Here is a 17,645-nt window from a genome sequence, read left to right as displayed (position 1 = left end):
GCACCATGGCGCGCGATCTCGATAATACCGGTTTGATGGGCGAACTTCGCCGGATGGCTCGGACATCTGGTGCAGTCGGCGGCATCGCTGCGCGCCTGGCTGGAAACCGTCTTGGCATCAAGACGGACAAGGGTGTCCACGCTGAAGGCCTGAAGTCTTCGCTGGGCAATCTGAAGGGGCCGCTCATGAAGGCCGCTCAGCTTCTGTCCACCATTCCCGGCGCTCTGCCGGACGAATATGCGGAAGAACTGGCTCATCTTCAGGCCAATGCCCCCCCGATGGGCTGGAACTTCGTGCGTCGTCGGATGACGGCGGAACTGGGTGCTGGCTGGGAAAAGAACTTCCGCTCCTTCAGTCACGAAGCCGTTGCGGCGGCGTCTCTGGGGCAGGTGCATCGGGCCCGTCTGGTTGATGGACGTGAAGTGGCCTGCAAACTCCAGTATCCGGACATGCAGGGCGCGGTGGATTCCGATCTGCGGCAGTTCCGTGCGGCTCTTGGCGTATATAAGCGGTTTGAGACAACGATCCGTCAGGACGAGGTTTACACCGAACTGTCTGACCGGCTTCGGGAAGAGCTGGATTATCGTCGGGAAGCCAGCCATCTGCGCCTGTATCGGGACATGTTGTCTGAAACTCCGACTGTGACCGTTCCGGCACCCGTTGAGGAACTGTCCACCGGGCGTCTTCTGACGATGGACTGGGTGTCTGGTCGCGGCATGAAGGCGGTTTTGGCGTCTGAGGCGACGCAGGAACAGCGGGACGATATGGCGCGGGCGTTGTTTCGCGCCTGGTACACACCGGTTTATCGCTACGGTGTCATTCACGGTGACCCGCATATGGGCAATTTCACCGTGCGCGATGATTACGGTCTGAACCTGCTGGATTTCGGCGCTGTTCGCATCTTCTCTCCCCGCTTTGTTGAAGGCGTGGTGGATCTGTTTGCCGCGCTTCGGGATAACGATGAAGACAGAGCTTTCCACGCCTATAGCAAGTGGGGCTTCGAAGGTCTGTCGCGGGAGACCGCTGAGGTTCTGAACGAGTGGGCTCGTTTCTTCTATCGGCCGCTTATGACAGATCGTGTCTGCTCTATGCAGGAGAGCAACGATCCAGCTGAAGCCAAGCAGGTTCTGGAAAGGGTCTATGACGGGCTAAAACGAACGGGAGGAGTGAAGCTCCCCCGTGAGTTTGTTCTGATGGATCGTTCGGCAATTGGCCTGGGAAGTGCGTTCCTCCGTCTGGGCGCGCGTCTGAACTGGCATCAGATGTTTCAGGAGCTGATTGACGGTTTCGACGTGAATGTTCTGGCAGCACGTCAGAAAGAAGTTTTGGCGAAGGCCAAAGTACCTCCTGCGCTGTCATCCCTCTAATTAAAAAGGGGCGTCCTCTATGCGGAAGACGCCCCTTTTTAAGTTCAGGCCAAGCTAATGACTGAAGAAATTCTCAGCTTATGAACTTGAGAATGGCTTTGGCGCTTTCAGTCCACGGGACTGGCTTAAATTCTGAGCGCACCTGTTCCGTCCAGGCTTTCAGGCCCTCAGTATCTTCAATGGTCTTGCGAATGAGCGTGTAGGCTTCATTGATATTGTCCGGGTTGAAATAGCGGCTCAGCTGGCCCCCGGCTTCCGGAATGGATGTGGTTCCTGATGCCAGACAAGGGCGCCCCATGGACAGGCTTTCCGTCACAGGCAGGCCCCAGCCTTCAAAGAAGGAGGGGAAAATCGTGAAACTGCAATCAGCGTACAGGCGTCGCAGTTCGGCGTCTGTCGGGTTCTGGATGAAGCGGATCTTTCCATCCAGCCATTCAGCGTTTTCGAGTTGCTGCATGAGGTCGGAAACCAGCCACCCCTCGCGCCCCGCAAAAACGAGCGTGGGAACGTTTTCTGCCGACATTTCCTCGAGCATTCTCCGCCAGACCCGGAAAAGAAGGGCATGGTTTTTGCGTGCTTCAATGGTGGAAACGAAAAGAACGTATGGTTCCTGTACAATCGGCTCAGGTGCCATAGGGGCGTCGGCAAGGCCAAAGCCTGTACCAAGTGGAACGGTCTGGACAGTGACATGAGTGCCCACATCCTGCTCGGCTAGGTAAGACTGAACGTCCCGTGCGGTTGCGTCACTGTTGGCAAAAATCATATCAGCCAAAGGAAGGATCGCGCTGTGCCAGGCTTTGAACGTGATGATGATGCCACGATCGCACCATTCGGGATGACGAACGGGAACAAGATCATGCATGAGCATTCCAAACGACATGCGCAACTCGTCGCGCATCCATCGAATGCTCTGAACATAGTTGGCATGATGCCAGGGTGCGCCGAGAGTCAGGAAAACGTCGCCCGGTTGGGCAGCATCCGCCAGCTTGGTGCCCTCGTCGTATTGAGCTGATGGCTTTTCCTGCTGGCGCTCCTGCATTTTTGCCCGGCCGAGATCCAGGGCAAAATGTCCGAGGGCGCGAGGGACAGTGACAAGCTCTTTAAGCGCCCAGCTTTCTGCTTGCAGGAACGTGGAAAGGACGTCCTGCGAGGCCACTTTTTCAATCGGTGGGGTAACGGGGAACGATCCGGCTGATCGAGAAGACCCGTTTTGGGCACTATGACCTTCCATGATTTGCCGAAACAGGGCCTCAATGGAAGACCAATCTACTGTTCGGAAGCCACGGGGGTCCGCAGAGTCTGCCCCACGGCGGACGAACTGGATTTCATGGCCGCGAAGCTCACGCAAAGCAGCACAAATCTCGAAAACGACACGCTGAATTCCGCTCGGTCGACTATGATGCAGGAGATGGAACAGCAGGTCGTCTATATCTACCCAAAGTGTCATGACAGGCCTCCGCTCTGATAAGCAGCGTGGCATGCATCCAACACTGCATCTGCGCTGTCTTCCCATGGCACAGGCTTGAACTGGGTACGGACCTGCTCCTGCCAGGCCTTCAAACCAGCTCGGTCTTCGATTGTTCCGCGCACAACACGATAGGCGTCGTCGAAGTCTTCAGGGTCAAAGTAGCGCGTCAGCGGGCCACCAGCTTCGGGAATGGAGGTTGAATTGGATGCCACACAGGGACGACCATTCACGAGACTTTCGGTCACTGGTAGTCCCCAGCCTTCGTAAAGCGACGGAAAAAGAGTGAACATGCAGCCGTCATAAAGATGGGCTAGTTCATCGTCACTTGGATCGCGCAGAAGGCGAATTTTTCCGCGCAGCCATTCCGTGTTTTCAAGCTGCTGCATGAGGTCAGAAACCAGCCAACCCACGCGCCCTGCAAAAACGAGCGTTGGTACCTGATCTCTTGGAAGGTCAATGACCATACGCCGCCAGATCCGAAACGCGAGCAGGTGGTTTTTGCGTGCCTCGAGTGTAGAGACAAAAAGGACGTAACTGTCCTTCGCGGGAAGACCCAGGGGTCTTTCGCCCTCAGCGTGTCGAGGAGGGCCAAAGCCACTGCCAATTGGAATGGTCTGAACCGGCCCCTGTAATGTCAGGCGCTGTTTACGGGCATACTCTTCAACGCTGCTAGCCGTGGAATGACTGATGGCTAACAGGCGGCCACACTGCGGGAGCGTCGTGTCCAGCCAGTGACGGAAATCGCAAATGAGCGAAAGGGCACACCATTCGGGCCTGACAGCGGGAATGAGGTCGTAAACAAGGAGAACGGGTTTGACGCCAAAAGCCTTGCGTAGGCGCGCCAGGCGCTCCCCAAAATCTGGCTCGGACCATGCCGCACCAAGGATCAGAAAAATATCCCCTGGGCTCGGTGATGCCTCTGGGTGTGCTGCGACATAGGCGGGGGAGGGCTGAGCCACGGGAGCGGGCTGTACAGCAGTTGATGCCTGGCGATGAAGCTTTGAACGCGCGTAACGTTTCAGGAGCTGTAATGCGCGCAACTGATTAACAGCGATGTTGAGGAGTGGGCGGGCAAGTTCCGGCGGCAGACTTTCCAGGCGTCGGATAACGGTATGACGGAAGCTGCGCATGAGCGAGCGGGCGTTCTGTCGCGTTTTTTTTGCGACTGTCGTCCGGGGCGGCGTGATTTTTTCTTCCGAACGGACGGAGAAAAGCGCTTCCAGTTCCTCAAAAGTAACTGACGAGAGAAGGCAGGCTTCCTCTTTGCCGCGCCGGGTCAGAACTATGCGACCGATACCTGGCTTTTGGGCAGCCTGCTGCCGGATGACATGCAGTATTTCAAAGACAACGCGCTGAATTCCGCTAGGACGCGCATTGTTTTCGAAGTACTGAAAGATGTCTTCGACGTCGATCCAGATAACGTAATCTTTGTTCATGGGTCCAGGCTAGCTTCAGTTTGGCCGACGGGAACGGCATTCATTCAAATCATTTTGAACGAAGATTGTATGACAAGTGTCGTCCAGTGATCAAGGGCATGTGCCTAACTTCCAGAGTATCGAGAAGTTGTTATTTATTTCTCGATATTACTTTGATTTTGACACAATTGTTGGATCTGTGGGTGTCGCGACGGAGCAGAAAGCACGTTGCAGGGTGCACAGATGACGGACACGCACCGGTAGTGCGAAGGTAAAGAATTTGTCGCGATGACAAGCTCACTCTAGAAACTTCACTCTATCAGGTCACATACGATAAACGCGAAAAATTTGCGTAAACAGGTATCCGACGGAGCCTGAAAACCCTTATTTACTGGAATGCGCTCATCTGGGAAGCCAGTTCGGAAAGAAGCTGCGGACCAACACGAATGCCTTCAATTCCAGCGGCTTCGGCAGCCTGGATGTCCGAAGTCTGGTCTCCAAACATAACGCAACGCGCGGGGTCTAACTCCCACCGGCTTGATAAGTCGAGTATCATACCTGGCGACGGCTTGCGGTTCGGGCTTTGGCCACGATACCGGCCCACCACAGCTTCCGGATGCATGGGGCAGTATCGCCAGTCATCGACTGTTCCACCATGCTCGCGAATAGTGTCGATCACCCAGCTCATAAGCTGTTCGAGGTGGTCCTCAGTATAAAACCCGCGGGCAATTCCAGACTGGTTTGTCACGATGAAAACGTGATGGCCGCTGTCAGTAATCTTCGCGATAGTCTTCAGTACATCCGGCTCCCACTCGAAGCGGTCGCATGTTCCAACCCACCCATGATCGTGATTGATCACGCCATCACGATCAAGAAATACCGCTGGACGGAGGAGTGTGGTCGGGAGGTGCGTCTTCGCTTTGGCGCGGTTTTCTGGTCGCCGCACATTCCAAACATCTCCGGGAAGCGACAAACCTTTCAGGACATCGTCCTTAACGAGAGCGGCTAGGACGTCCTGCTCTAGCGAGCATGCTGCCGTCAGATACTGGAATATGGAGTGGTCGAACAGAAAGATACCGCTCTTTTCAAAGGCGGCTGGATAATTGTGCTGTGTTGTTAAAAGAGACGGAACGACCTTTTCGTCGTCTTCCCCCGCGCAAGCCAAACTCTCTTGATCGTCACTGTCGTCCGCACGCAGCAATGCCCAGTTTCCTTGTCCGGCATGCGTAAGAAACCTTGCCAGATTGCCTGAAAAGAGAACCTCTCCGTCACAAAAGAGGAAGCATTCCTGAAGGTGCTGACGCGCATGATGGAGCATGCCGCCACTGCCAGCCTGATGAGGTGCTGTTAAAAGAGTAATGTTTGCCGGTTTCGGAAGGCGTGAGCGGATCAACTCAACAGCAGTTTCGAAGTGCAGCACGGACTGCTCTGTCGCCAGCAGTACGAAATCTTCTATTCCGAAACGCTGCATTTCGCGCATGAGCCATGCCAGAAACGGTCTGTCTCCACACTGCATGAGAGCGTGTGGAGGTGTACCTGTTTCACCGTGTAGTTCTGTGGGTTCGAGCAGGATCACACATTGTCGGACAGGAAAATGGCTCACAATTGGTGTCCGTTTATACTTGATCGCAGATAAGGTCCGAAGAGTTCAGGTACGTGTTTTTCTGACTTCTGCTTCAGAAACGCTGCACGACTTGAACCGCTGTTCGGCAGAAGCCGTGAATGTAGAACATGCTTAGTTAGTTTCAACGCGCTTCAGGCAGTCTGTGTAAATATCACTCAACGTTTGCTCCCACGGGATACAAGGCGCCCATGAGAGAAGCTGTCTGGCTAAGGACCCATCACCGCGGGCGACCGGCGTGTCTGAAGGGCGCAGACGGTTTGGGTCCGTGAGAATGTCGGCCTTGACCCCGCTGAGGGCGATGAGGTCATCCAGAATGGAACGAATTGAGCGTGTCTGTCCGGAACAGAGGTTAAGGATTGTACCGCGTTCCAGCGCGTTGTCGGGCATCAGGGCGTCAAGATAAGCATCACAGACATCCCGTACATCCAGAAAATCACGTTGGGCTTCCAGGTTCCCTACGCGGATTTCTGGGGCTTGAAGCCCTTTGGCAATGCGGGCGATCTGCAAGGCGAAAGCCGGAACGACAAAGTCAGCTGACTGGTTCGGGCCAGTGTGATTGAACGGTCGCATCCGGATGACATTCAAGCCCTCCTTTGCCATAGCGCCCAGTGCCAGATCTGCGGCCGCCTTGGTGGCGGCATAAGTATTGCCAGGGGCAAGAGCTGCATCTTCTGCGACGGGAGTTCCGCGTTGGAAGGTGGAGCCATAGGCTTCAGCCGTTGACGCAAACAAAAGTCGGCCCTGCGAAGCATGACGCTGCATGCTTCGTGCAACATGGAGCGTGCCCTGCAGGTTGACTTGCCAGGCATGATCGGGGTCCTGCCTGGCGTTTCCAATGCTTGAGATGGCCGCCAGATGAATGCAGTGATCTGGTTTGCTGGTTGCTACAGCCGCATCGACGGCTTTTGCATCACGAACGTCCGGACTGGACGGAAGGATCTCGCTTTGCGGAAAGCGAGCCTTCAGTCGGTTTTTTAAATGCTGCCCGACAAAGCCCCGCTGGCCCGTAACAAGAATACGCATGAAGCGTCCTCAGATGGCCGTTCGGTTGCGATGGCGGGCCAGGTCAGCGTCCACCATTTCGGCAACCATGCTTTCAAGGGTTGTCTCAGCTTCCCAGCCAAGAACGCGCTTGGCTTTGCCGGCATCTCCCAAGAGAACTTCTACCTCAGCGGGGCGCAGGAAAGCCGGGTTTGTGACCACATGGTCTTCGTAGTTCAGGCCAGCGTAAGAGAACGCGATGCGGCACAGGTCGCGAATGCTCGTGGTGCGACCGGTTGCGACGACATAGTCGTCCGGGGTGTCCTGCTGCAGCATAAGATGCATGGCGCGAACGTAATCGCGGGCATGGCCCCAGTCCCGTGTGGCGTCCAGGTTCCCGAGCGGAAGTTCTTTCGCAAGCCCCAGCTTGATGCGCGCTACGCCGTCCGTAACTTTGCGGGTTACGAATTCAATGCCGCGAAGAGGGCTCTCATGGTTGAAGAGGATGCCCGACGATGCATGCATCCCGAAGCTTTCACGATAATTCACCGTCATCCAGTGAGCGTACAGCTTGGCAACTGCATAGGGAGAGCGGGGATAGAACGGGGTGTTTTCGTTCTGAACCGGCTGCTGGATCAGGCCATACATTTCAGACGAAGACGCCTGATAAAATCTGGCCTTGCTCTGAACAATGCGAGCCGCTTCCAGAACGTTGACAGCGCCAATGCCCGTCACGTTCCCCGTGAGGAGCGGTTGCTGCCAGGACGCCGCAACAAAACTCTGGGCTGCTAGATTGTAAATCTCGTCCGGTCGGACGGTTTCCATGATGCGGATCAGGGAAGAAAGATCCGTCAGGTTCCCATCAACCAGCTCAACATCGTCAATAATTCCGAGCCAGCGAAGTCTTTCTCCGACAACATCGGCCGAGGCGGAGCGACGCAGAAGACCTACAACGCGGTAGCCCTTTTTAAGCAGAAGCTGACTGAGATATGCACCGTCCTGGCCGGTGATTCCTGTGATGAGCGCTGTAGTCATGGTTTTCCTGATCCCGGTTTCGGTCCCGATCCGCGACTGTCTTCCGGCCGCATGAGTTCGTGGTGGGTTAGCGCTTCAGCCTAAAGACGGTCAATGCTTGAGCGCACTCTGGTGTCTTCGGCAAAGGTGGCAATTTAATGGGAGCACGAATGGATGCCCCCATTGAGAGAAGGAATGTAAAGTTCTCCTCAAGCGCCGCAGCAGAATGAACAGGCTCAGAAAATCTCTTTGATCAGATCATTGCCGATGCTGAAGCCTGCACCAGCTTCTACGGACCGTGCAAAGCCTGAGTTAAGGATATTCGAGAAAAATCCATTATCCTGCGCTTGCCCAACAACCTGAACAGGGGGTTGAGCATCGTATGGGGATTGAGCGGTCGCCACAGGCTGCTGGTTTGAAGCCGCATTTGTAAGCGCTGCGTGCAATTGCTGAAGCAGGTTTGTGACCTGTTGCTGTTCAGCCTGAAAAGAGAGCGCCAACTCCCGCAGATCCAAAGACCACTCGCGGGCCTGCATGTCCCCGGTTTGAGCCGCGGTCTGCATCTTTGCACCCAACGCCTGAAGCGCCTGCGCAGACTGCTGGGCCTGCTGCTGAAGCTGATTATACGTCTGTTCGATCGTCTGGACGTCCATGATCGGTCTTCCTTCAGAAATATGCTGGTCTGCATAGCGCGGGAAAACAAGTTTCACTATCCATTTTTAGAAATGTTATGTCATGAATGATATTTCATCACTTGCCCTACTGGGAAAATGCGGCTGTGGCGGATGTCAGAATGCGAGGCAGCAAGAGCTTGCCCGGTCGGGGCAGAGCAGTTGGTTTAGGCATCTTAAGTGCAATCGTCCTGCATGGTGCTATGGCGCAAGCCCAGCCTGCCAGCACGTTTGCGAGCATGCCGATATTGTCTGCAAAGGATTTGTCTTTTTCCGCCACATCACAGCCGGACGGTGTGAAAGGAGAGGTCATTCAGGTGCAGGGCCGTAAGTCGATAATGCGGCCTGCTGTGAAAGAACCATTGATGCGTCAGTTTTCTGATGGGCATACGGAGCGTGATGTTCAGGTCTGGCCCGGAGTTCGCGTTCATGTGCGGCTAGGGGCTGATGTGGACCATGATCCTGCCACAGGCGCGAATTTAAAGGCTTTGGGGGAGGCTTACGAAAGTTCATCCCCTCTCGTTCAACATTAGACTGGTAGTCGGTTTCAGGAATTCTTTGCGAAGAACGAAACGACAGGCCCAGTGAGACGCTCTTGTGATGTTCCCGTTTCTTTCCCATCTTGGACCCTATGGCCAAAAAACCTTCCGCGCTCCGCAATGCGACCGAAATGCCCCTGACGGCATTCATCCCTGAAAAGCAGCCCACCAAGGCAAAGACGCGGAAGTTTGTGGTCAAGGCTGACTATGAGCCCGCAGGGGATCAGCCCACCGCAATCGGGGAGCTTGTTCAGGGTGTAGAAGCGGGAGAGCGGGATCAGGTTCTGCTTGGTGTGACGGGGTCGGGCAAGACGTTCAGTATGGCCAAGGTCATTGAGCGGACACAGAAGCCTACCTTGATCCTTGCGCCAAACAAGACGCTGGCTGCCCAGCTTTACGGCGAGATGCGGCAGTTTTTTCCTGATAATGCCGTCGAATATTTTGTCTCGTACTACGACTACTATCAGCCGGAAGCCTACGTTCCACGGTCAGATACGTATATCGAGAAAGACAGCCAGATCAACGAACAGATCGACCGGATGCGCCATGCGGCAACGCAGGCTCTGCTGGAGCGAAATGACGTTATCATCGTTGCGTCCGTATCCTGCATTTACGGTATCGGTTCGGTTGAGACGTATTCGAAGATGGTCGTCCGGCTTGAGGTGGGCGGCGAGATTGATCGCGAGAAGCTCATCAAAGCCCTTGTCGAGCTTCAGTATCGTCGCAACGACGCGGCCTTTGAGCGCGGGACATTCCGTGTGCGCGGCGAACAGATCGACATTTTTCCCGTACAGAATGAAGACCGCGCTTGGCGTGTCTCTCTGTTCGGAGACGAAATTGATCAGATCACTGAGTTTGACCCTCTGACGGGAAACAAAACGGCTGATCTGGCCGAGATCAGCGTTTACGCAAATTCGCATTATGTGACACCGCGACCAACGCTGAATCAGGCGATGATCGGGATCAAGAACGAGCTTCGGCAGCGGCTTGCGCAGTTTACCGAAGAAGGAAAATTGCTGGAGGCAGAGCGCCTGTCACAGCGGACGACGTTTGATCTGGAAATGATTGAAACGACGGGGGCGTGCAAAGGGATTGAGAACTACTCCCGTTACCTTTCAGGCCGTGGCCCCGGTGATCCGCCGCCGACGTTGTTCGAATATCTACCGGAAGATGCTCTTCTGATTGTAGATGAGAGCCACGTCACAGTGCCGCAGATTGGCGGCATGGAGCGCGGAGACAGGGCGCGGAAGTCCGTGCTGTCTGACTTTGGATTCAGGCTGCCTTCTTGCATTGATAATCGCCCGCTCGCCTTTGGTGAGTGGAATGCTTTCCGGCCGCAAAGTATCTTCGTCTCGGCAACGCCCGGTCCGTGGGAAATGGAACAGACGGGGGGTGTGTTTGCCGAGCAGATCATTCGCCCGACAGGTCTGATTGATCCGGTAACAGATGTGAAGCCTGTGGAAGGTCAGGTTGATGATCTGCTGCACGAAGCTCGTGAAACGATTGCCAAGGGTGGACGAATTCTTGTCACAACGCTGACCAAGCGGATGGCGGAAGATCTGACGGATTATCTGGGCGAAGCGGGGATCAAAGTGCGTTATCTGCATTCTGATGTGGATACGTTGGAGCGGATCGAGATTATTCGTGATCTGCGTCTGGGCGCTTTTGATGTTCTGGTCGGGATCAACCTGCTGCGAGAGGGTCTCGACATTCCGGAATGTGCCCTCGTCGCCATTCTGGATGCAGACAAGGAAGGCTTCCTGCGATCCCGGACATCGTTGATCCAGACAATCGGCCGTGCAGCCCGTAACGTGGATGGTCGAGTTCTGCTGTATGCCGACAAGATGACGGACAGCCTCAAATTCGCGATTGAGGAAACCGCTCGGCGACGCGCAAGACAGACCGAATGGAACGACGCTCATGGGATTACGCCCATGACGGTTCGTTCGAAGATTGGTGATGCGCTGTCGTCTATCTTTGAGCAGGACTACGTCACTGTTGCACCTGACGATGCTGGCGACACGGAAGAATTCGTTGGCAAGTCTCTGCCTGTTACGATTCAGGAGTTGGAAAAACGGATGCGCGAAGCCGCCGCCAATCTGGATTTCGAGCAGGCTGCCCGACTGCGTGATGAGGTGCGGCGTCTGGAAGCTATTGATATGGGCTTGGAGCCACCGCCGCTGGCAACGTCCACCGCCGGGCGACCGGGGGGCGGGAAAAAGCCAAAAGGCCCAACGCCCCTCGGGCCGGGCGGCGGCGGTTATGACCCGAACAAGCGCAAACGTGGCGGGCGTCGCTGATCCGGCTATATGAGGGCCCTGGGTTGCCCATGACCGACCGCCATTATCAGGATTGCAGACTGTCATGATTGAACTGAGTTGCGGCAAGAGCCGGCTCACTATTCTTCCCGAAACCGGAGGCTCTGTCGGCCTCTGGCAACGGGATGAAAAAGATATTTTTCTTCCAACCCCGAATGACGCTTTGCGCGCACTGAACGGAGTAGCAGTCGGTGCGTATCCTCTGATTCCGTATTCAAATCGTATTGCCAATGGGCGCTTTTCGTTCGGCGGCCAGAGTTATGATCTGGCTCCGAACATGGCGGATCATCCGCATACAATTCACGGTAACGCCTGGGAGCAGGCCTGGACTGTTGCTCATCAAGGGGAAAGCCATGCGGTACTGACGCTCGATCACATCCCGCAGGACAATGATCAAGCGTGGCCTTTCGCCTATCGTGCTGCTCTGTCTTACCAACTGACAGACGCAGGTTTGGACGTGCAGATTGCCATTGAAAATCGGGGTGAGGCGGAGCAGCCAGTCGGGTTTGGTTTTCATCCATTTCTCGCCGCAGATGAAAACGCAACGCTGTCATTTGATGCTGAAAAGGTCTGGCTGACGTCTCCGGATGGTTTGCCTGTGCAGGGTGCTCCCTGTGACGGGGAGTGGTCTTTTCATACGCCCAAGCCCGCTCATGATCGTTTTATCGATAACTGCTTTGCAGGTTTTGGCGGGCGGGTTGTTTTGAAGCGTCCGGACGATGGGCTGGCAGTGACGGTTGAGGCGGATCCAATCTTCAAGCATCTGGTCGTCTTTACCTCCCCGGATAGCCCGTTTGTCGCTGTGGAACCCGTTACGAACATGACAGACGCCATCAATCAGGCTGATGTTGTTGCCAGCGGGCTGCATCTCCTCAAACCGAAAACACGGATTGGTGGTCGGATGCGCTTTCGGGTTCAGGCGCTCTGATGTCTGAAAAAACACCACTCTCTCATTATCTTTCCCCGCGCGGTGCGGAGGTGATGCGAACTGAACTCAAGGAACTGGCGCAAAAAGAGCGTCCGCGCATTGTCGAAATCGTCTCCTGGGCCGCAGGCAATGGGGATCGATCTGAGAATGCCGATTATCAGTACGGCAAACGCCGATTGCGGGAGATCGACCGGCGTTTGCGGTTCCTGGGAAAAAGACTTGAAAATGCGGTCATCGTTGATCCAGCGGCGCAGACCACGCGGGATCGGGTCTTTTTTGGCGCAACCGTGACTTATGTCGATGAGGACGATGTCGAACACATCGTAACGATCCTCGGTGTGGACGAGTCGGACTTGGTGCGAGGGGAGGTCAGTCTCATTTCACCCATCGCACGTGCCCTGATGCGAACCCGTGTCGGGGATGTGGCCATGTTGCAGACGCCTCGTGGTCCTGTCGAAATCGAAATTCTCAAAATCACTTATCCTGAGTCACAGGGTTGAAAGAGGGCGTCGTGCAATCTGAACCGCGTGTTGGATGTGGCGCTGCCATTCTCGTGGATGGAAAGCTTCTGCTGATTCGTCGCAAAAAGTCGCCCGAAGCCGGATGCTGGGGACTGCCGGGCGGTAAAGTAGATCTGTTTGAGCCCGTTTCGCATGCTGTCGAACGGGAAGTTGCGGAAGAGCTTGGCATTACGATCCAGGCTCGGGACATGCTGTGTCTGGTTGAGCAGTCTGATCGTGAGAGCGGTACGCATTGGATCGCCCCCGTTTATCTGGTGACGAAACTGAGCGGAACGCCGACGCTCATGGAGCCAGAAAAGCATAGTGATTTTGGCTGGTTTCCTTTGGGTGAGCTTCCCTCTCCCCTGACCACACCGACAGTGCAGGCTATGGCCGCTTTGCGTAGCCGGGCCGACATCTTTTGAGAGCGAGCTGTGGGTGGCTTTGAAAAAGCTATTCTGGCCGCTACAGAATAAAATCCCATTTTTCCTTAGCCGGAGTTTCCGACATGTCCCGCTCACTCCGGGTCGCCGTACAGATGGATCCGTTAGAACAGGTCAACATCGATGGCGACTCCACTTTTGCCCTCATGCTTGAAGCGCAGGCGCGTGGACACGAGCTCTGGGTTTATCCTGTAACCACGCTTAGTCTGATTGAAGGTCAGGGCAAGGGCGGCCGCCTTCAGGCGCGCGCGCGCCGGGTTGAGGTTCGTCGTATTCGTGGAGAGCATGCGACGTTTGGTGAAGAAGAAATTCTTCCGCTGGGCGAGACCGATGTGATCCTGATGCGTCAGGACCCGCCGTTTGACATGGGGTACATCACCGCGACCCATATGCTTGAGCACGTTCATGGGGTGGGCGAGGGGCTGTCACTGGTCGTAAACGATCCAGTCGCCGTTCGGAATGCGCCTGAAAAGCTGCTTGTCACGCATTTCCCACACCTTATGCCGCCGACATTGGTTGCATGGGATAGCCGGGATATTCTGGCATTCCGCGAGCAGCACAAGGACATCATCGTCAAGCCGCTTTACGGCAATGGGGGCGCCGGAATTTTCCGCATCAAGCCGGATGATGAAAATCTGAAGGCTCTGCTGGAAATGCACTTCGCTCGCACCAACGAACCGTTGATGATCCAGCGCTATGAGCCCGCCGTGCGCCTTGGAGACAAGCGCATTATTCTCGTGGATGGAACGCCAGTCGGGGCAATTAACCGCGTTCCAGCTACGGGTGAAGCGCGGTCAAACATGCATGTTGGCGGCCGTGCAGAACGGGTGGAACTGACGGAGCGCGATCGGGAGATCTGTGATTCGATCGGTCCGTACCTTCGAGATCACGGCCTGATTTTCGTTGGTATTGACGTGATCGGGGACTGGCTCACGGAGATTAATGTCACATCCCCGACCGGGCTCCAGGAGTTGGACCGGTTCGAGGGCATTAACAGCGCCGGGCTGGTTTGGGACGCGATTGAGCGGCGCTACCCGTCCTGAAGTGACGGAGCAAGAAAGACGTCTGAGCGGTACAGCTCAGGCGTCTTTTTTTTCTGTTTCGGCTGACGCCGCATCATAGCGGATGGGAAGCTGCAACTCGGGCGTAGGCTCGTCCTGCGGTTCCGGTGCCTTGTCCTTTACAAAACGGTTATCCCACCATTCCGTAATTTGCCCCCGAAAATGAAACACGTAGACACCGCCCCATGTAACGAGGCAGAGCAGGATTAGCAGGAAATTCAGCATCCGGGACCTCCAAAACGGTGAAAAACGGGTAACTCGCCCGTCATCCGCAACGCGTGTCTTGCCAGATGCATGTCTGGAAGGGCAAGAAGGACCCAACTGAACGAAGTTTCCGGACAAGCTCTCCAGTCTTGATGGGGAGCGGACACAGAAGGTCGCATATATTATGTCTTCAACCCTCTCCCCGCGTTCTGCACTGGATGCGGAGGCCGTCAAGGCGGCCTATCGTCGATGGGCGCGAGTTTACGATACTGTTTTTGGTGGTATCTCCGGCTATGGACGCAAGAGGGCTGTTGAAGCCGTAAATGCTCTCCCAGGAGAGCGGGTTCTTGAAGTTGGCGTTGGGACAGGCCTCGCGCTGCCGTCATATTCTCCGGATAAACGCATTACCGGCATTGATCTGTCGGAAGATATGCTTGACCGTGCCCGCCAGCGCGTTCTTCAGGACCGTCTGACCAACGTCGACGATCTGCTGGAAATGGATGCGGAAGCCACGACTTTCGAAGACAACAGCTTTGATATTGCCGTTGCAATGTTCGTCGCGTCCGTCGTTCCACACCCCGACCGTCTTCTCGCCGAACTGAAGCGTGTTGTTCGTCCGGGCGGTCACATCCTGTTTGTGAACCACTTTCTTGCAACGGGTGGCCTGCGGCTGACGGTAGAGCGCGGCATGGCCCGTGCATCCCGTTCTCTCGGCTGGCATCCGGACTTCGCAATCGAGTCTCTTCTGCCACCAGAAGACCTGAAACGCGCGACTATGACGCCCGTTCCGCCTGCCGGGCTGTTTACACTCGTGACATTGCCGCAATGCGAGAGTAAAAGCGACGCCGCAGCCCTGGTCGCCTGATCGGCGTATGGCTCCGGTTAAGCCGGCGCCGAGTATTCCGACGCTCGCTGCGGTATTCCTTGGCAGGGACCGACTACGCGATCATGACTTATCAGGCCTTCGACTCTACCCCCGCTCTTTCCAATAGACGGATCGGCGCATCCTTTATTTTACTGGCACTGTTTGCTGGTCTTCTGGGTGGGTCGTTGGCTCTGCCATTCCTTCAGATTCATCCGACTGCCGGGCAGGCTTTTTGCCACGGCATTCTGATGGCTTTCTTTGTAATCTGCCCGGCTGCGCTCGGTGGATTCGGCCAGTGGCTACTCCCCGCTGAACTTGGAACAGACAGAACAACCCTTCCGGCTCTGACACTGACGGGCTTCTGTTTTCTGTCATCCGGCGTTGTGTTTCTTCCAATCCAGCCAATCATTGCACTCGCGCTCTGGGCTGTCGGGGTTTTCGCTGTCGCTCTGGATATAATCACGACTTTTCTTGAAGGACGTGTTCTTCAGTTCCGGAAGCTTTCCCCACTGGCCTGGTCCATGCTTGCAACGGCATCAGGTGTGACGATTGTTGCGCCTGTTCTTGCTGCAATCATGACGCGGATGATGATCAACGGGGCTCCGGCCAATGCTGCCCATGAACTGGTCAGTCTGCTTCATCTTCCAGAAACATCCCTGATGCTGACGCCAGCTCTGGGGCTGGTCTGCTATCTGCTGTCGTCGAGCCGAAATAAGCCAGGACTGGCTGACCGGCTGGCTCCGTATGCTTTTGGCGTGATGGCCGTCGTTGGTCCGCTCTTCTGGATGGACGGCCTCTTCGGTGGTGTGCCTGCGGCAGTGCAGGGAAGCCTCGTTGTATTGACGCAGCTTGTACCGTCAGTCCTGCTGGTGACTGCGCTTTGCATTGACGTCTGGAAGCAGCGCCAGGAACTGGACGGGACGACGCTTTGGGCGTTGGGCAGCGTGATCCTTTTCTCAGCGGGTTGGATTGCAGAGTTCATGCCGGGCCATGGAACAGATCATTCAGCTGCGGCATTTGGTGGCATCATGGCGCTCTGTGGTGGTTTCTATGCCTGGATGATGCGTGTGCTCCCCGATCATATTCCGTCTCCACTGAGCCGTATGCATGCAGGCCTGACCTTTGTGGGTGCTCTTTGCTCCTTGACGCCAGCACTGATGGTGATCGGAGAAGGCCTGATGGGCCTCAGCCTGCTGACATTCGGCATACTCGGACTTTTCCTGATCAAGGAGACCGGGCGCGCCCGGGCCAAAGCATGAGTGAAGCAACACCCCTAGCCCCCTCGGGGCTTTTTTCAGTTCTGGGCGATAAAGGAGACTCGTCGCTCAAGGACTGGCTGGCTCTGCTGAAGCCGCGCGTTATTTCCCTTGTTGTGTTTACGGGCGCTGCGGGCATGGCTGTGGCTCCACAGTGGCCATCCATTCCCATCGGTCTCATTACGATCCTGTGCATCTGTATCGGTGCTGGCGCCGCCGGTGCGATCAATATGTGGTATGATCGCGATATCGACGCAGTCATGCGCCGAACCAATGTACGCCCGATCCCTGACGGCAGAATGCCAGCGGATAGTGCGCTGGTTTATGGTATCGCGCTGTCCGTGCTGTCTGTTGTCGTGCTGTGGCTTGCCACAAATGCTCTTGCCGCAGGCATTCTGGCGTTCTCGATCTTTTTCTACAGCGTTGTTTATACGATGTGGCTCAAGAGAAGCACGCCACAGAACATCGTGATTGGTGGTGCCGCCGGAGCGTTTCCTCCAATGATCGGCTGGGCAGCGACCATGAATTCCATGGCGGTTTTGCCTGTTGCCATGTTCGCCATCGTGTTCCTCTGGACGCCACCGCACTTCTGGTCTCTGTCGCTCTACGCGTGCAAGGATTACGACAAAGCGGGGATCCCGATGCTGCCGGTCGTCAAAGGCGCCCGGCATACACGCTGGCAGATCCTTCTTTACACATTTATCCTCACGGCCGTCTCACTGTGGCCATCTTTCGCGCATGAATGCGGAATGTTTTACACAGTGACGACAAGCCTGCTGGATCTGGGCTTCATCCTGTGCGCCTTGCGTGTGCTGATGGACCAGCAGGATGCAACGGGCGTAAGCCTGACAAAAGACAAGCCAGCGCGCTTCGCTTTCCGATACTCGCTGGCTTATCTGTTTTTTCTATTTTGTGGTCTTCTGGTGGATCGGGTTCTGCTGTCATGAAAACAACGATGCCTGATCTCGCAGCGAAACGGCGTCAGAGCCGT

General features: G+C 55.7%; 18 protein-coding genes. 10 read left to right on the top strand and 8 right to left on the bottom strand.

What is annotated here, in order from left to right; all coding sequences use genetic code 11:
* Positions 1-5: 5 nt before the first annotated feature.
* On the top strand, positions 6-1,367 hold the full coding sequence (locus GCE01_RS01345; RefSeq protein WP_099210426.1) for an ABC1 kinase family protein: 1,362 nt from the start codon (positions 6-8) through the stop codon (positions 1,365-1,367).
* Positions 1,368-1,440: 73 nt separating this feature from the next.
* Here GCE01_RS01345 and GCE01_RS01340 read toward each other — a convergent pair whose 3' ends face one another.
* The 7 genes from GCE01_RS01340 to GCE01_RS16650 form a co-directional block, all read right to left on the bottom strand.
* Positions 1,441-2,814, bottom strand: coding sequence for a glycosyltransferase family 4 protein (locus tag GCE01_RS01340; RefSeq protein WP_167386099.1), 1,374 nt, complete (start codon positions 2,812-2,814; stop codon positions 1,441-1,443).
* The gene (locus GCE01_RS01335) at positions 2,811-4,271 is read right to left on the bottom strand and encodes a glycosyltransferase family 4 protein (RefSeq protein ID WP_099210422.1); all 1,461 of its coding nucleotides are present in this window, start codon (positions 4,269-4,271) and stop codon (positions 2,811-2,813) included. The genes GCE01_RS01340 and GCE01_RS01335 overlap by 4 nt, the downstream gene beginning before the upstream one ends.
* A gap of 367 nt (positions 4,272-4,638) precedes the next feature.
* Positions 4,639-5,853, bottom strand: a complete 1,215-nt coding sequence (locus GCE01_RS01330; RefSeq protein WP_244591041.1) for an HAD-IIIA family hydrolase — start codon at positions 5,851-5,853, stop codon at positions 4,639-4,641.
* Positions 5,854-5,985: 132 nt separating this feature from the next.
* Positions 5,986-6,897 (bottom strand): GDP-mannose 4,6-dehydratase, encoded by a 912-nt coding sequence (locus GCE01_RS01325; RefSeq protein ID WP_099210420.1) that lies wholly within the window; start codon positions 6,895-6,897, stop codon positions 5,986-5,988.
* A gap of 9 nt (positions 6,898-6,906) precedes the next feature.
* Positions 6,907-7,890, bottom strand: coding sequence for a GDP-mannose 4,6-dehydratase (locus tag GCE01_RS01320; protein ID WP_099210418.1), 984 nt, complete (start codon positions 7,888-7,890; stop codon positions 6,907-6,909).
* A gap of 215 nt (positions 7,891-8,105) precedes the next feature.
* The gene (locus GCE01_RS01315) at positions 8,106-8,522 is read right to left on the bottom strand and encodes a hypothetical protein (RefSeq protein ID WP_086634599.1); all 417 of its coding nucleotides are present in this window, start codon (positions 8,520-8,522) and stop codon (positions 8,106-8,108) included.
* Positions 8,523-8,628: 106 nt separating this feature from the next.
* Entirely contained in the window at positions 8,629-8,853 is a 225-nt protein-coding gene (locus tag GCE01_RS16650) for a hypothetical protein (RefSeq protein WP_145995770.1), read from the bottom strand.
* A 52-nt stretch (positions 8,854-8,905) separates the two neighbouring features.
* Here GCE01_RS16650 and GCE01_RS16770 point away from each other — a divergent pair, with 52 nt between their 5' ends.
* From GCE01_RS16770 to gshB, 6 genes are all read left to right on the top strand, one after another.
* The gene (locus GCE01_RS16770; protein WP_167386098.1) at positions 8,906-9,073 is read left to right on the top strand and encodes a hypothetical protein; all 168 of its coding nucleotides are present in this window, start codon (positions 8,906-8,908) and stop codon (positions 9,071-9,073) included.
* 98 nt (positions 9,074-9,171) lie between these two features.
* A complete protein-coding gene (gene uvrB, locus GCE01_RS01305; protein ID WP_086634559.1) occupies positions 9,172-11,379 on the top strand; it encodes an excinuclease ABC subunit UvrB in 2,208 nt (735 codons plus the stop codon).
* A gap of 64 nt (positions 11,380-11,443) precedes the next feature.
* Positions 11,444-12,325: an aldose 1-epimerase gene (locus GCE01_RS01300; protein WP_099210414.1), complete on the top strand. Its 882-nt coding sequence runs from the start codon at positions 11,444-11,446 to the stop codon at positions 12,323-12,325.
* A complete protein-coding gene (gene greB / locus GCE01_RS01295) occupies positions 12,325-12,825 on the top strand; it encodes a transcription elongation factor GreB (RefSeq protein WP_099210412.1) in 501 nt (166 codons plus the stop codon). Before GCE01_RS01300 ends, greB begins: the two co-directional genes overlap by 1 nt.
* Positions 12,826-12,836: 11 nt before the next feature.
* Complete coding sequence (locus tag GCE01_RS01290) at positions 12,837-13,250, top strand: NUDIX hydrolase (RefSeq protein ID WP_099211084.1); 414 nt, start codon at positions 12,837-12,839, stop codon at positions 13,248-13,250.
* Between the two features lie 83 nt (positions 13,251-13,333).
* On the top strand, positions 13,334-14,311 hold the full coding sequence (gene gshB, locus GCE01_RS01285; protein WP_099210410.1) for a glutathione synthase: 978 nt from the start codon (positions 13,334-13,336) through the stop codon (positions 14,309-14,311).
* Positions 14,312-14,347: 36 nt separating this feature from the next.
* Here the strand turns inward: gshB and GCE01_RS01280 are convergent, their stop codons facing one another.
* The gene (locus tag GCE01_RS01280) at positions 14,348-14,554 is read right to left on the bottom strand and encodes a hypothetical protein (RefSeq protein ID WP_086634556.1); all 207 of its coding nucleotides are present in this window, start codon (positions 14,552-14,554) and stop codon (positions 14,348-14,350) included.
* A 163-nt stretch (positions 14,555-14,717) separates the two neighbouring features.
* Here GCE01_RS01280 and GCE01_RS01275 point away from each other — a divergent pair, with 163 nt between their 5' ends.
* The 3 genes from GCE01_RS01275 (at position 14,718) to GCE01_RS01265 (ending at position 17,601) form a co-directional block, all read left to right on the top strand.
* The gene (locus GCE01_RS01275) at positions 14,718-15,398 is read left to right on the top strand and encodes a class I SAM-dependent methyltransferase (RefSeq protein WP_046899684.1); all 681 of its coding nucleotides are present in this window, start codon (positions 14,718-14,720) and stop codon (positions 15,396-15,398) included.
* 83 nt (positions 15,399-15,481) lie between these two features.
* Complete coding sequence (locus GCE01_RS01270) at positions 15,482-16,657, top strand: cbb3-type cytochrome c oxidase subunit I (protein WP_099210408.1); 1,176 nt, start codon at positions 15,482-15,484, stop codon at positions 16,655-16,657.
* Complete coding sequence (locus GCE01_RS01265) at positions 16,654-17,601, top strand: heme o synthase (protein WP_099210406.1); 948 nt, start codon at positions 16,654-16,656, stop codon at positions 17,599-17,601. Before GCE01_RS01270 ends, GCE01_RS01265 begins: the two co-directional genes overlap by 4 nt.
* Positions 17,602-17,645 lie beyond the last annotated feature (44 nt).

Source organism: Gluconobacter cerinus (assembly GCF_002723935.1).
Classification (GTDB): Bacteria; Pseudomonadota; Alphaproteobacteria; order Acetobacterales; family Acetobacteraceae; genus Gluconobacter; species Gluconobacter cerinus.
The sequence above is the reverse complement of the archived record's forward strand: the minus strand, read 5'-3'. Positions and strand labels throughout refer to the sequence as shown.

Coding starts and splice junctions, on each gene's coding strand:
- GCE01_RS01270 (WP_099210408.1), top strand. CDS start 15,482: ATGACTTATCAGGCCTTCGACTCTACCCCCGCTCTTTCCAATAGACGG.
- greB (WP_099210412.1), top strand. CDS start 12,325: ATGTCTGAAAAAACACCACTCTCTCATTATCTTTCCCCGCGCGGTGCG.
- GCE01_RS01340 (WP_167386099.1), bottom strand. CDS start 2,814: ATGACACTTTGGGTAGATATAGACGACCTGCTGTTCCATCTCCTGCAT.
- GCE01_RS01275 (WP_046899684.1), top strand. CDS start 14,718: ATGTCTTCAACCCTCTCCCCGCGTTCTGCACTGGATGCGGAGGCCGTC.
- GCE01_RS01300 (WP_099210414.1), top strand. CDS start 11,444: ATGATTGAACTGAGTTGCGGCAAGAGCCGGCTCACTATTCTTCCCGAA.
- GCE01_RS01335 (WP_099210422.1), bottom strand. CDS start 4,271: ATGAACAAAGATTACGTTATCTGGATCGACGTCGAAGACATCTTTCAG.
- GCE01_RS16650 (WP_145995770.1), bottom strand. CDS start 8,853: ATGACCTCTCCTTTCACACCGTCCGGCTGTGATGTGGCGGAAAAAGAC.
- GCE01_RS01325 (WP_099210420.1), bottom strand. CDS start 6,897: ATGCGTATTCTTGTTACGGGCCAGCGGGGCTTTGTCGGGCAGCATTTA.
- GCE01_RS01315 (WP_086634599.1), bottom strand. CDS start 8,522: ATGGACGTCCAGACGATCGAACAGACGTATAATCAGCTTCAGCAGCAG.
- GCE01_RS01265 (WP_099210406.1), top strand. CDS start 16,654: ATGAGTGAAGCAACACCCCTAGCCCCCTCGGGGCTTTTTTCAGTTCTG.
- GCE01_RS01320 (WP_099210418.1), bottom strand. CDS start 7,890: ATGACTACAGCGCTCATCACAGGAATCACCGGCCAGGACGGTGCATAT.
- uvrB (WP_086634559.1), top strand. CDS start 9,172: ATGGCCAAAAAACCTTCCGCGCTCCGCAATGCGACCGAAATGCCCCTG.
- GCE01_RS16770 (WP_167386098.1), top strand. CDS start 8,906: ATGCGTCAGTTTTCTGATGGGCATACGGAGCGTGATGTTCAGGTCTGG.
- GCE01_RS01345 (WP_099210426.1), top strand. CDS start 6: ATGGCGCGCGATCTCGATAATACCGGTTTGATGGGCGAACTTCGCCGG.
- gshB (WP_099210410.1), top strand. CDS start 13,334: ATGTCCCGCTCACTCCGGGTCGCCGTACAGATGGATCCGTTAGAACAG.
- GCE01_RS01280 (WP_086634556.1), bottom strand. CDS start 14,554: ATGCTGAATTTCCTGCTAATCCTGCTCTGCCTCGTTACATGGGGCGGT.